Below are 11,667 nucleotides of genomic sequence, written 5' to 3' on the forward strand. Positions count from 1 at the left end.
TACAAGCGCCCACACGAATTACTTCTGACAATGTTAAGGAACTCGAAGCTTGGCGCTATTGGCTGCTTCGTTCAACGTGGTGCGTATCTTAATGATCTGCGCCGCGCTGTCAACCTCTTTTCTGCATTTTTCCTTTTTAAAACAACCACTTAGGCTTGGTCTAAAAAGGCTCAATCGTACTGCTGGAAAGAGGCTTCCCGTCACCGCTGTGCGGCGAGGGAGGCGTATAATAGTCTTTTCTGAGGGAGGGTCAAGAGGTGTTTTAAAAAAACTGACAAGTCTGACCGGCTGCACTCCTAAGAGCGCTGATCTTAGGCCCTGGCCGTCCTCGTCTTGCTCGCAGAGGTTGGGGCTCTGGCTGAATATCTGGCCCAGGCTCGCTCGCTCAGCAAGACTAGGGTCAGCAGCGTGTAGATCCAGGCTTCCAGCGAGGACACCCGGGATTGCATCCAGAAGTGGATAACCGCCAGGATCACGATCGCATAAATTACCCGGTGCAATCGCTTCCAGTTCTTTTTTAGCTTGCGCACCATGGCTTTGGGCGAAGTTACGGCTAGCGCCAGCAGCCCTGCCCAGCCAATCATCCCAAGATAAATGAAGGGCCGCTTGCTGATGTCATCCCAGAACACGACGGCATCCAGTTCTATCCAGCCGATGACATAGGTACCCAGATGCGCAGTGGCATAAAAGAAGGTGAACAGACCCAGCATTCGACGGTAGCGCACCGGGTTTGGCAGTGGGGTTCGCCGCCGGAGCGTGGAGCATGACAGGGTGATCAGTAACATCCACAGCGCCCAGTGCCCCATCTCCTGCAATACCACTTCTAGCGCGTCTACACCCAGCGCCCGCGGGTCCAGCAAAAACAGGCCCCAGTACCAAACCGCTGGCACCAGTGCGGATACAAACAGCAACCACCAAAGCCAACCTTGCCGGAGGTTAATGCCTGTCATTTAAAAGAACTTCCTCAGATCCATACCTTCGTACAGTGATGCCACTTCATCGTAACCATTGAACAGCCGGGTCGGTATGCGCTCTACATCACCATTGGCCCCAATGCGACGCTCACTTGCCTGGCTCCAGCGCGGGTGGTCCACTTCCGGATTTACGTTAGCGTAAAAGCCGTACTCGTTTTCCGCCGCTATATTCCAGGTAATGGGCGGCATCTCGCGCACAAAGCTGATTCGGGCTATGGATTTGATGCTCTTGAAACCGTACTTCCAGGGCAATAACAGTCGTATCGGCGCGCCGTTCTGGTTTGGCAGGGGTTCGCCGTACATGCCCACCGCCAGAAAGGCGAGCGGATGCATGGCTTCATCCATACGCAAGCCTTCCAGATAAGGGTAATCGATAAATGAAAACCGGCTACGCTGGCCACGCATTTCATCGGGTCGCACGACGGTTTCGAACGCCACATAGCGCGCATCACTGGTGGGTTCGAATTGCTGCAGTACCTTACCCAATTCAATGCCGATCCAGGGGATCACCATCGACCAGGCTTCTACACAGCGCAGCCGGTAAATACGCTCTTCAGTGGCAGCTGCATTTGCCACCAGGGACTCTAGATCAAAGGTGCCGGGGTTGGCACACTCCCCATCTACGGCTATTTCCCAGGGGTAAGGGTTGAAGTCGTCGGCATATTTGGCCGGATCACCCTTGCCCGTTCCGAATTCATAAAAGTTGTTGTAGGAGGTTGCATCGGCACGATCCGTCACGCCTTCGTCGGTGGTGACGCTGCGAAACACCGTTTGTTCAACCTTTTGGTCAAGCCAGTGAGGGGTACTCTGGTCTTCTGCAAATACACGCGGAACGGCACCGGCCAGAGCCAGCCCACCGGCAGCCTGAATAATATGTCGGCGGTTCAGGTAGGCCGATTTGGGGGTTACGTCATTTTCGGTTAAGTCTGAAACCTGTTTGATTAACATACATCGCATCCTGTTGGATTTGTTCATAGCCTCTAAAGACTACGGAATCAGGCGCTGACTGGTTTCACACTGGCGGGGTGGGCTCTAACTGGGGTCCAGCAATAAAGCAGCAAGCTGCTTTAACTTTGGCACAACTGACCTGCCATGGCAGCGCCTTTACATCCTTTTTATAAGGGTAACGCTGCCAGCAGAGGCGGATCAGTCGTCGTCAGACTCTACTTTCCGGGCGTTTTTATACAGACGCAAGCGGCGCCAGGCTTCAAACACAGGGCCCGAGAGGGCATAGGTCACGGCAAAAGCCAACAGAACCGGGCCCGGATCCAGGGCGATTACGGCAATCACCATGACCGACAACAGCAGCACCACAAAGGGCACCCGACCCTTGTCACTGAGGTCTTTAAAGGAGTAATAGCGAATGGGGCTGACCATCATGGCGCCTATCAGCGGCACGATGATCACCATCAACCAGGCAACCGACTCACCCTCGACCCCTTTTTGACCCAGCGCCCACACCATGGCCCACAACACGCCGGCGCCTGCCGGACTGGCCAGGCCAACAAAGAACTTCTTGTCGACGGTGTTGATCTGGGTATTGAACCGCGCCAAACGTAACGCCGCTCCTGCAACAAAAATAAAGGCAGCGACCCAGCCCAGGTTACTCAGGCTGTGCAGCGACCACTGATAGACCAGAATGGCCGGTGCCACACCAAACGCCAGATTATCGGACATGGAATCATACTGGGCCCCGAATTCACTTTGCGTATGCGTCATGCGTGCTACCCGCCCGTCCATACCATCGAGAATCTGAGCGACAAAAATGGCCATGGCAGCGCGTACAAAGCTTCCGTTCATAGACAACACAATGGAGTAGAAACCCGCAAACAAGGCGGCCGTGGTCAGCAAATTGGGCAAGAGGTAAATGCCACGACGGTGGCTCGGGTGTTGCTGTACGGGCAATTGATCATTCTCCGTCGTTTTTTCTTCTGTGGAACTCATAGAGCCCCCCTTTTTTGATTTGGCCCGTGCCAGCGCTGGCACGAGCAAGCATGAACTGATGTCCCGGGAGCGTCAGTCCCCGGTAATGTCGACCGCGGTTTGCCAGAAGGCACTGACCAGCGGGTCCTGCAAGCGCCGATTGAGGACACAGACCCCGACGTCAAAAGGTTCGAGAACCGTATCGGTCTCGATTCGCTCTATTTTATCTTTCATCGGGCTGTTCTCAATCACCAGCCCCGGTACCACTCCGATCCCGAAGCCAAGGCCCACCATACTGACGATGGCCTCATTGCCCGCCACCTGAGCGTAGATATTGGGCTTGATCGAATGCGCCCGGAACCAGTGATCAAGGCGCTTTCGCGCCAGCCCATACTCGGACACGACAAAGGGAATTTGCCCCCAGGGAATGGGCGTTTCCTGCATCAGGCTGCGCACCGGACAGTCGATCACCGGCGCGATGAAGTCCAGAGGTGTCTCGACAATGGACGCAAACATCAGCGGGTTGGGCAGATGGTCCGGCCTGGGCGCGACCGCAACATCTGTCTCATCGTCCATTACCTTCTGCACGGCCTGGGCGGCGTCGCCGGTTTCCAGTATCACTTCAATGTTGGGGAAGCGTTTGCGAAACTCGGTCAGCACTTCCAGCATGAACGAATAACTGGCGGTCACCGAGCAATAGAGCCGCACCTGACCGCGCAGTTCATCAGGATCGTTTTGCAGCTTATGCCTGAGCTCCTGCCAGTGGGCCAGCGTCGATTCGGCGAATTCACGAAACAGTCGCCCGGCCTGTGTTAGCACCACCGTCCGGTTATCCCGTTCAAACAGCGTAGCACCCAGTTCATCTTCAAGCCGGGCAATGCTCCGACTCAGTGTAGACGGACTGACATGCATGGCTTCGGACGTTTTGCCGTAATGCAGTGTTTGAGACAAGTGCAAGAACTGCTTGAGCGCTCGCAGATCCATAGTAATCGACTCCTCTGACCGGCCCCCGATTATGCCACGCCCCCGGTAATATTGCAGCAAACGCAATACAAACCCGGGGTTGTGCAACTTTATGAAAGCGGCGTGAGTCGTTTGCCATGCTTCGCTAGTCGACTGGATTGCGGGCCAGAAAAGCCGGAGAAAACCAACGCTCCGGTATATCCACCTCGGTCACGCTCTGATAATGGATGCGAGTCACTTCATCGCCCATGACTTCATCGGTCAGGGTCATGCGGGAAACGGTCAGTTCGCCACCCACTTCATCGAGTTCAAAGGCCGCTGTTTTAGCGAGCTTTCCAGAGGTCAAATAGAAGCGAGCGCTCAAAGGGGCATAGTCACCGGTACGCACCTGCAACTCGACCCGCTGATAACTCAAGCCAGCCCGGGCCGCTTCCAGCGACAGCCACAGCGTTTCCGGTTCAGACTGCCGGTTAATAATGCGGTAGTCTTCCTGCCAGCGTAATGAGGCGATGTCGCCAATCGATGCCTCCCCCAGCATTTTCTGCATGGGGGTTATGCGAATGGGGCGTTGACTGGTGGGCAGAAACAGCCAGAACTGATCATCCAGCATCAGCACTTTCTGCCCCGCTTCCCGGCCACTTCTGGCCAATGCCAATGACTGTCGGCCAGTACCCACGTATACCTCAAAAGCACTGGAGCGGAGTAGTTCGCCCGCCTCCCACACTTCGATCAGGGTCTCTACCCGGACATCGCCCTGGCGAGTGCGTGCCTGATCGAGTACCGCCAGCTCCGGTGACGGTTCAGCCCGAAGCCCCCCCAGGAAAAACAACAATAAAATGCAGAACCACAAATCCTGTTTACGCATAGTTCAGCGCCTCCACAATAGGCTTGCGAACACCACGGAACGTGGCCACGCCACTGGCAAAGACAGCCAACACCACGACAATGGCCGAGCTGACCACAGCCATGATTGAAGACCAGTAAACCTGCAACGGGTAACCTTCGGTCTGGCCCGGTGGCGGTGGCATTTGTACCTCGAAAACCATCAGCCCTACCGACAGCAGCCCGGACAACAACAACCCGACCAGACTACCTAGCAGTCCGATCAGTCCGGCTTCCATCAAAAACAGACGCAGTATCTCACCTCGTCGGGTCCCCATGGCGGCCAACGCCCCTATTTCTCGGGTGCGCTCCATCACACTCATTGACGCGGTGTTGAAGACGGCAAAACCGACCATGGCCAGAATAACCAGGCCCATCACACCAAAAATGCGGTTATAGAGGTTGCGTACGCTGGTGTAGAAAAAAGCCCGTTCGTGCCAGGCCGTTATCCCCAGTTGCGGATACTGCTCCTCCAGAATGTTATAGAAGGTGTCGGCTTGCGCACTGTCATTGAGATACACGCCCAGTCGGGTGATACGATCACTGTTCAACAAGCGCTGTGCATCGGTGATGCGGGTCATGACCAGGCGACTGTCCAGCTCGGGGACGCCTGTGGACACAATACCCCGCACGATTACATCAATGGCATTGAGTGCACCATCTACCGTGGTGCTCATCAGCGTCAGCCCATCACCCACGCCCACCTTTAAATTGCTGGCAAGACTTTTGCCGATCAGTGCCTGTGCACTGGCATTCGAATCGGCGACACCAAACAGGCGACCAGCATCCAGACGCATGGACGGGCCACGTACCTGAAACAATTCTGGCTCAATCCCTTCGCCAACAAAGATGGTGGATTTATCACCATTGGTGATCAGTCCACTGAATTCGACTGTCGCCAGGGTGTTGCGCACTCGTCGGTCCTTCCGCAGCGCCTGCTCCAGGCTGTTGGCGTTGTTGAGACCATAGTGCAATGGATAATCTTCCTGCTCCCGGTAAAACGCCGGGTGAGTCAAGATCACATGGCCTTTGTCACGCATGGCAAATTCGCGCAATGAATCGTAGGTATAGAGCGCAAACCCGCTGGTGGCCATGATGCCGGTTACGCCAATCGCGGTGAGTAACAGCGTGGCCAGCGTCCGGCGGCGGTTGCGGCCCAGATTGCTCCAGGCCAGTAAGAACCACTTCACACCCTTTCCTCCCTGACAGGTGCTGGCGAGCGGTTTTCATTCTGCAAGCGCCCCCGGTGCAAGCGAATAAGCCGGTCACACCAGCGCGACAGCCGGGTGTCGTGGGTCGCGACCAGCACCGTTGAGTTGAATTCGCGGCTTAGCGTTCGCAGCAGGTCAACAACGGTCAGGGCGGTTTCCTCATCGAGGCTGGCGGTAGGTTCATCAGCAATGATCAGCTCGGGCCGTTTGGCCAGCGCACGCGCTATGGCCACACGCTGGCGCTGGCCGCCCGAGAGATGGGCGGGTCGTTTGTCCAGCAATGAGCCGATTCCCACGGCATTGGCCAGCGCGGCAACGCGCTCTGCCTGCTCCTTTCGAGACAACCCCAACAGCATGAGCGGGTAGGCGATATTGTCGCGCGCGCTCATCACCGGAATCAGATTGAACTCCTGAAACACGAAGCCAACAGTCCGGCGGCGCAAGTCGGTCAGTGCCGCGCCGGACAGCCCGGTCAACGCTCGATCGTGCCAATACAACCGCCCTCTGTCTGGCTGATCAATCAGGCCGCAGATATTCAGCAAAGTGGTCTTGCCACAGCCGGATGGCCCAACCAGCCCAACAAACTCACCGGCCTGCAGCGACAGATCGACACCCGAGAGCACTGTCTGGTCCGTCTCTCCCGCTCGGTAGCTTTTGGACACCCTGTCCACCGTCATCAGGGTCATGTCACTCTCCCACTGCTGTCAGCGCATCGCGTGCTGCAGCGGTATAGTCATTATCCACCGGAAGGTCGGCCAGACGCCTCAGCAACATGGTCTGGCGTTCCGGTTCGTCGGCCTGGCGGGCAGCCCGGGCGGCGTAAAAATGTATGTGGCTATGGCTTTTTGCAGGCACTTCGTCCAGTAACGGGCTCTGGCTGGCATCGAGCAACAACTGATACCCCTGCTCAAACCGGCCGAAGAAGTCCGGAACCTGAGTGAAGGTAATGCCTGCCAACGCTTTGACCTGAACACTGACCGGCAAGCCATAAAACACCTGCTCATCGTGTTCGGGGCCCAGCCATTGCTGCGCAGTACCCATGGCAGCAAGGCCATCTTCGGTCAGGCTCATTTTGTTCCAGGGCATCCAGGCGTCGCGCCCCTGCAACGTCTGGCTGCTGCCTAGCAGAACCAGTATCAGAGGGTCGCTGGGGTGAGTTACAAGCAGTGCCTCAAATGCCTCAACGGCCTCATCGACGGCGCCTTTATCGCCCTGGGTTGCTGTCAGGTATTGCTGGTATGCCCGGGTCAATTCCGGGTTGGCGTGTTCAACCTCGGCAAATGCCGCTGATGCCCAGCTTATGCTGACCAGAATGATCAGAATGAAATGCCGCATGACGTCGCTCCGCTATGAATTCGACGTCACTCTAGCGAGATGAACAATGACAAATGGGCGTTTTCGATAAGTGGCTCTGTTGCGGAATGAACGGTAGCGGGTGACAACAAATGGCGCGGAAGTGGGTTACATTTGCTTGAACCGGTCGGAAAAACGGCGACTGACAATCAGCGGGTTACGCCCATTTTTTACATGAACTTTCAGCTGGCCGGAAAAGGTTCGTTCAACCCTGTCGATGGAGGCGACCTGCACCAGAGTCGAACGATGGATACGCCAGAATTGCTGGTTATCAAGCTCGGCTTCCAGCTGCTTGAGCGACTTTCGAATCAGATACTCGCCGTCGGCCGTCACCACGGTGGTGTATTTATCTTCTGCCAGGAAATACAAGACGGATTCAACATCGATAACGTAGATATCGTCTCCCCGGTGAGCGTTCAGCCAGCGCAATGGGCCATTGCCCGCCTCACCGACAGACAACAGTCGTTTTAAATCCGCCAAATCAACCTGAGCCGTCGAAGGGCGCTCAAGCCGTTGGAGGATGCGATCACGGGTGCGCTCCAGCCGTGATTCATCGATGGGTTTGAGCAGATAGTCGACCGCTTCGCGCTCGAACGCTTCCACGGCGTACTCGTCATAGGCGGTCAGAAAAACCACAGCACAGTCTCGGGTAAGGCCTGCCTGCTGCATCCGCTCGGCAACCTCCAGGCCCGTCAGCCCCGGCATTTTGATGTCCAGAAAAACCACCTGGGGCTGAACGGTCTCGATCAGTTGCCAGGCTTCTTCACCCGTTGCCGCCATGGCGACGATGTCCAGGTCTGACCAGAGATCGCTCAGAATCCGGTTGAGGTGATAGCGCAGAACAGGCTCATCATCGGCGATGAGTGCGGTCAGTTCAGCCATAATTTCCGTCGTCCGTCGGGTTTTGAACAGGCATGGTTTACGCCTCGCCCCCTGAATTAAGTGGCACCGTCAACTGCGCCTCTGTTCCACCAGTAATATTGGTTGTCAGCGTCAGTGCAGCCCGACCTTCATAGAGCAGGCGCAGCCGCTCTCGAATGTTACTGAGCCCGACCCCCTCACCGCTTGAAGCCGGAGCCTGGCCCAGCCCTAGGCCGGTGTTAATCACAGCAACCTGCAGTGCACCGCCTGCCGACCGCACAACCACCTTAACTTCACCGCCCGCTGTACTGGGTTCAATACCGTGGATAACGGCATTTTCCACCAGTGGCTGGATCATCAGCGGCGGCAACGGCAGGTGGTCCAAAGCCTCCGGCGCATCAACGTCGAACGACAACCGACTGCCCATGCGAATCGCCTGAATGGCCAGATAACTGCGAATCAGAGTCAGTTCATCGACAAGTTGGGTGTTGTCCTGACGGGTCCGGCGCAAACTGACTCGCAGCATGGTCGTCAACTCACCAATCAGCCGTTTCGCCGCCACACTGTCCTGATCAATCAGGCCTTGCACATTGGCCAGTGTATTGAACAGGAAGTGCGGTTCGATCTGACTTTGCATCAGCTTCAATCGGCTAAGCAGCAAGTCCTTGTCTTTCTGTGAGGCGACCAGTTGCTGTTCGGTCACTTCTCGCCCTAACCGCTGAACCCGATAGGTGGAATAGAAGAAATAGAAAACAATAAGACTGAACGCAGCCGATATCACCAGGTTGCCAAGCATCATCGCCCAGTGTTCGCGAAAATCGATCTGAAACGGGTTGCCGAACACAACAGACACCAGGTTGACCATACCAATCGCGACCCCGATGACCATGCCCAGGCTGTTACGAAACAGATCCGTCCGATCCGGCCAGGCCAGATGAGCCAGGTTAATCGTCACTACACAGGAGACGCCGAACCCGAGTGAGATCCTCAGGTTCATCCAATAGCTGGCACCGTTCATCAGATAGGTCAACCAGGCGATCAGCGCACAGGCGACCAGGGTTATGCCCACACCAACCACCCATTCAAGCAGCGAGCTGTCGGCAAAGCTGTGTTGATACATACCCGGAAACTTTCTCATGGTGCCAGAACCCAGTTAATGCCCACGGTGTAGATGTCGCCCTGCCCAATTTGACCCAGCATGCCCGAGGCGGGCGTTGTCTGCCAGCCCAGCGTCAAGTCCGCGCTTTGCGTCCAGGCATAGGTCAATTCAAGCTCAGTCAATACCGTTGGCTCCCCGCTCCAGAACCCGACCAGTGCGCCAGTCAGATCCCAGTCGTTCCAGTTTTGCGTCAAGCGAACCAGTGACCGATGCGCCGTCAATGGCCTACTCTGCCAGGCAGGTGCCAGCGCACCGACAGCCCCTGCCTTCAGATCCTGCTGAACGTCAGACCAGTCATCGGCTGACAGAGCCCGGGTATCCAGGTGATGTTCGAGCAATAACTGCCAGCCACCCTGGCCACTAGTGCTGGCCCCAACCAGTATGTTCCAGGCAGATTCGTGCTCAATTATTAGGCGGCCATCCCGATAGGTTCGCTGCAGCGCCGTTTCATACCAGGTCAGCGACCCATGATACTCCCAGCGCTGACCGGGAACCCAGGATGCGCCCGCACCCAGTTGCCAGCCTTCCTCGTAACCCGCGGCCAACTGCCAGTCCAAAGCGCCGTAGAACCCCTGGGTTCGCACCAGACAAAGCTCCTGCCTGTCTTCGAGACGCAGTGTGCAAACAGCCTGGTCGGTATTGATGCCCCGGAACTGTTGTACCGACAACAGCGGCTCTGCCAGAAATTCGGAGCGGCCATCAGCAGGCCCCACCCAGTTGAGAGGGTTGGCCAGAAAGCCGTAATCCCAGTGCAGATGCTTTTGCCCCAGCGTCACCTCATAGTCACCCGGTCCAGCATCATAATACGCCTGCCTGACCGTCCACTCCGGCCCTGTTGTTCCATCGTTCTCTGGCTCAAAGCGCACGTCCAGCCCCGCACCGGCATCCGCCAACGACAGATCATAGCGTTGCGTCCAGGTAAAAGGGCTGGCATCGATCAATGCCAGAGGAGCCGATACGGTGTCCTGACGGCTTGCCTCCCACTGAGCCTCCAGCCGCCAGTCCAGCGCCCAAGCCGCTGGTACTGCTATTAATAGCAGGCAAGCGCGCGCGGTGATGTTCAGACAGGTCTTTGGCTTTAGCATCTAAAACACCTGATTAAAGCTGACAAAGAACTGAACATCGCCTTCAGCAGACATACCCAGGTCTGCGCGCACTTTCATCTCGCCATCGGGAGGCAACCCGAATCGCAAACCACCGCCGGTACTTGAGGGCGTTTCCAAATAATCACCGTCTTGTATCCAACCGGTTTCGGCAAAGGCGACACCCGATACCCAGCCGACCAGCGGAAACCGGACTTCGGCCTGAGCGGCCATGCTGGACTCGCCAACAAACCGCCTCGCAACATAGCCGCGCAACTGCGAATCACCACCAAGGGCGGTATCAAATACCTCACCATCGGTGGCATTGCCTTCAAAACGCAGTGCCATGACCGTCGTACCGGGCATTGGGAAGTAGCGACGTACGTCCAGTCCGCCACGCCAGCCTGTCTGATCCAGTCGCTTGCTGTGTAACGCATCCGGCTGAACATCGGCGGCAATCACGGCATAGGTTCCCCGCCGGGGGTTGATGCCAGTATCCCGGCTATCCCAACGAAGCCCCAGCCCCGGGTAGGTGTTCACGTCGTCACCATCGCGTTCGTGCAGCCGACCCGCAACTGACAAACGTCCCAACGCCGACAACGGACCGCTGATCGTCCGGCTCATTTCGTTATCCAGCATCAGGCGCCAGCGATCAAACCGCTGATACTCTGAGGCGCCGTCGGGAAATTCATAGTCAAAGAAGTTATCCACCGACAGCGCCAGTGAATGTTCCCATTCAGGCCACAGATCGGGCTGTCGCCGGCGTATCTGCAGACTGAACTGCCCCCCGACTGTCCCTTGTATAAACAGGTCCCGGTAAACAGGACGTTTCAGTTCTGCACCTGGGGCCGGGTAACGGAACCACGCGGCTCCCAGGACAGCGCCATAAACCGGGCCATAGCCGATGATCGGCGATACGGCGTTGCTATAGGCTTCACTTCCGGCAGGTGTCGCCGGTTCCGCTTCGAGACCAGCGCAGCTCGATACCAGGCCCAGCAACAGGATCGTTCTTTTCAACGTCACGGATTCGCTCCACAGGCTATGATGACCGCCAGACTAATGCGGCGACTCGGTGACGAGTCCCTGGTACGACAAACGGTTTTATCCGGCAATAAGCGGTCTCTGTTTACGCTGAGCGGTGTGACCTTAGCGGTCGGCTATTATTCCCTTTTTTGCAACACCTGATTGCCAACAATTCATTTCCAGCAACATTCCCACTTCTGTACACTCCCTTGCAACGGTGGACAAACCACCTTCAG

General features: G+C 56.6%; 12 protein-coding genes. All 12 read right to left on the minus strand.

Annotation, left to right across the window (positions count from 1 at the left end):
• Positions 1 to 311 precede the first annotated feature (311 nt).
• The 12 genes from ABJT94_RS14455 to ABJT94_RS14510 all read right to left on the minus strand — a co-directional run bounded on the left by ABJT94_RS14455 (position 312) and on the right by ABJT94_RS14510 (position 11,431).
• Positions 312 to 950: a protein-methionine-sulfoxide reductase heme-binding subunit MsrQ gene (locus ABJT94_RS14455; RefSeq protein ID WP_348476913.1), complete on the minus strand. Its 639-nt coding sequence runs from the start codon at positions 948 to 950 to the stop codon at positions 312 to 314.
• The gene (msrP, locus tag ABJT94_RS14460; protein ID WP_348476914.1) at positions 951 to 1,922 is read right to left on the minus strand and encodes a protein-methionine-sulfoxide reductase catalytic subunit MsrP; all 972 of its coding nucleotides are present in this window, start codon (positions 1,920 to 1,922) and stop codon (positions 951 to 953) included.
• 198 nt (positions 1,923 to 2,120) lie between these two features.
• A complete protein-coding gene (gene pssA / locus ABJT94_RS14465; RefSeq protein ID WP_348476915.1) occupies positions 2,121 to 2,918 on the minus strand; it encodes a CDP-diacylglycerol--serine O-phosphatidyltransferase in 798 nt (265 codons plus the stop codon).
• A 72-nt stretch (positions 2,919 to 2,990) separates the two neighbouring features.
• Positions 2,991 to 3,881, minus strand: coding sequence for an HTH-type transcriptional activator IlvY (ilvY, locus tag ABJT94_RS14470; protein WP_213676960.1), 891 nt, complete (start codon positions 3,879 to 3,881; stop codon positions 2,991 to 2,993).
• 124 nt (positions 3,882 to 4,005) lie between these two features.
• Positions 4,006 to 4,725 carry an outer membrane lipoprotein-sorting protein gene (locus ABJT94_RS14475; protein WP_348476916.1) on the minus strand — a complete coding sequence of 240 codons (720 nt, stop codon included), beginning with the start codon at positions 4,723 to 4,725 and terminating at the stop codon, positions 4,006 to 4,008.
• The gene (locus tag ABJT94_RS14480; protein ID WP_348476917.1) at positions 4,718 to 5,932 is read right to left on the minus strand and encodes an FtsX-like permease family protein; all 1,215 of its coding nucleotides are present in this window, start codon (positions 5,930 to 5,932) and stop codon (positions 4,718 to 4,720) included. Before ABJT94_RS14480 ends, ABJT94_RS14475 begins: the two co-directional genes overlap by 8 nt.
• Entirely contained in the window at positions 5,929 to 6,639 is a 711-nt protein-coding gene (locus ABJT94_RS14485) for an ABC transporter ATP-binding protein (protein ID WP_348476918.1), read from the minus strand. The genes ABJT94_RS14480 and ABJT94_RS14485 overlap by 4 nt, the downstream gene beginning before the upstream one ends.
• Before the next feature lies 1 nt (position 6,640).
• Entirely contained in the window at positions 6,641 to 7,288 is a 648-nt protein-coding gene (locus ABJT94_RS14490; RefSeq protein ID WP_348476920.1) for a hypothetical protein, read from the minus strand.
• Between the two features lie 126 nt (positions 7,289 to 7,414).
• On the minus strand, positions 7,415 to 8,188 hold the full coding sequence (locus ABJT94_RS14495) for a LytTR family DNA-binding domain-containing protein (RefSeq protein WP_348476922.1): 774 nt from the start codon (positions 8,186 to 8,188) through the stop codon (positions 7,415 to 7,417).
• A gap of 37 nt (positions 8,189 to 8,225) precedes the next feature.
• A complete protein-coding gene (locus ABJT94_RS14500) occupies positions 8,226 to 9,305 on the minus strand; it encodes a histidine kinase (RefSeq protein WP_348476923.1) in 1,080 nt (359 codons plus the stop codon).
• Positions 9,302 to 10,411, minus strand: a complete 1,110-nt coding sequence (locus ABJT94_RS14505; RefSeq protein ID WP_348476925.1) for a hypothetical protein — start codon at positions 10,409 to 10,411, stop codon at positions 9,302 to 9,304. The genes ABJT94_RS14500 and ABJT94_RS14505 overlap by 4 nt, the downstream gene beginning before the upstream one ends.
• The gene (locus tag ABJT94_RS14510) at positions 10,412 to 11,431 is read right to left on the minus strand and encodes a BamA/TamA family outer membrane protein (RefSeq protein ID WP_348476926.1); all 1,020 of its coding nucleotides are present in this window, start codon (positions 11,429 to 11,431) and stop codon (positions 10,412 to 10,414) included.
• Between the last annotated feature and the right edge of the window lie 236 nt (positions 11,432 to 11,667).

The sequence above is a fragment of the Saccharospirillum sp. genome, assembly GCF_039982735.1.
In the GTDB taxonomy this organism is placed as follows: domain Bacteria; phylum Pseudomonadota; class Gammaproteobacteria; order Pseudomonadales; family Natronospirillaceae; genus Saccharospirillum.

Bases quoted from the DNA above. Each gene is read 5' to 3' on its own strand.
- ABJT94_RS14455 (WP_348476913.1), bottom strand. From the start codon at position 950: ATGACAGGCATTAACCTCCGGCAAGGTTGGCTTTGGTGGTTGCTGTTT.
- msrP (WP_348476914.1), bottom strand. From the start codon at position 1,922: ATGTTAATCAAACAGGTTTCAGACTTAACCGAAAATGACGTAACCCCC.
- pssA (WP_348476915.1), bottom strand. From the start codon at position 2,918: ATGAGTTCCACAGAAGAAAAAACGACGGAGAATGATCAATTGCCCGTA.
- ilvY (WP_213676960.1), bottom strand. From the start codon at position 3,881: ATGGATCTGCGAGCGCTCAAGCAGTTCTTGCACTTGTCTCAAACACTG.
- ABJT94_RS14475 (WP_348476916.1), bottom strand. From the start codon at position 4,725: ATGCGTAAACAGGATTTGTGGTTCTGCATTTTATTGTTGTTTTTCCTG.
- ABJT94_RS14485 (WP_348476918.1), bottom strand. From the start codon at position 6,639: ATGACCCTGATGACGGTGGACAGGGTGTCCAAAAGCTACCGAGCGGGA.
- ABJT94_RS14490 (WP_348476920.1), bottom strand. From the start codon at position 7,288: ATGCGGCATTTCATTCTGATCATTCTGGTCAGCATAAGCTGGGCATCA.
- ABJT94_RS14495 (WP_348476922.1), bottom strand. From the start codon at position 8,188: ATGGCTGAACTGACCGCACTCATCGCCGATGATGAGCCTGTTCTGCGC.
- ABJT94_RS14500 (WP_348476923.1), bottom strand. From the start codon at position 9,305: ATGAGAAAGTTTCCGGGTATGTATCAACACAGCTTTGCCGACAGCTCG.
- ABJT94_RS14505 (WP_348476925.1), bottom strand. From the start codon at position 10,411: ATGCTAAAGCCAAAGACCTGTCTGAACATCACCGCGCGCGCTTGCCTG.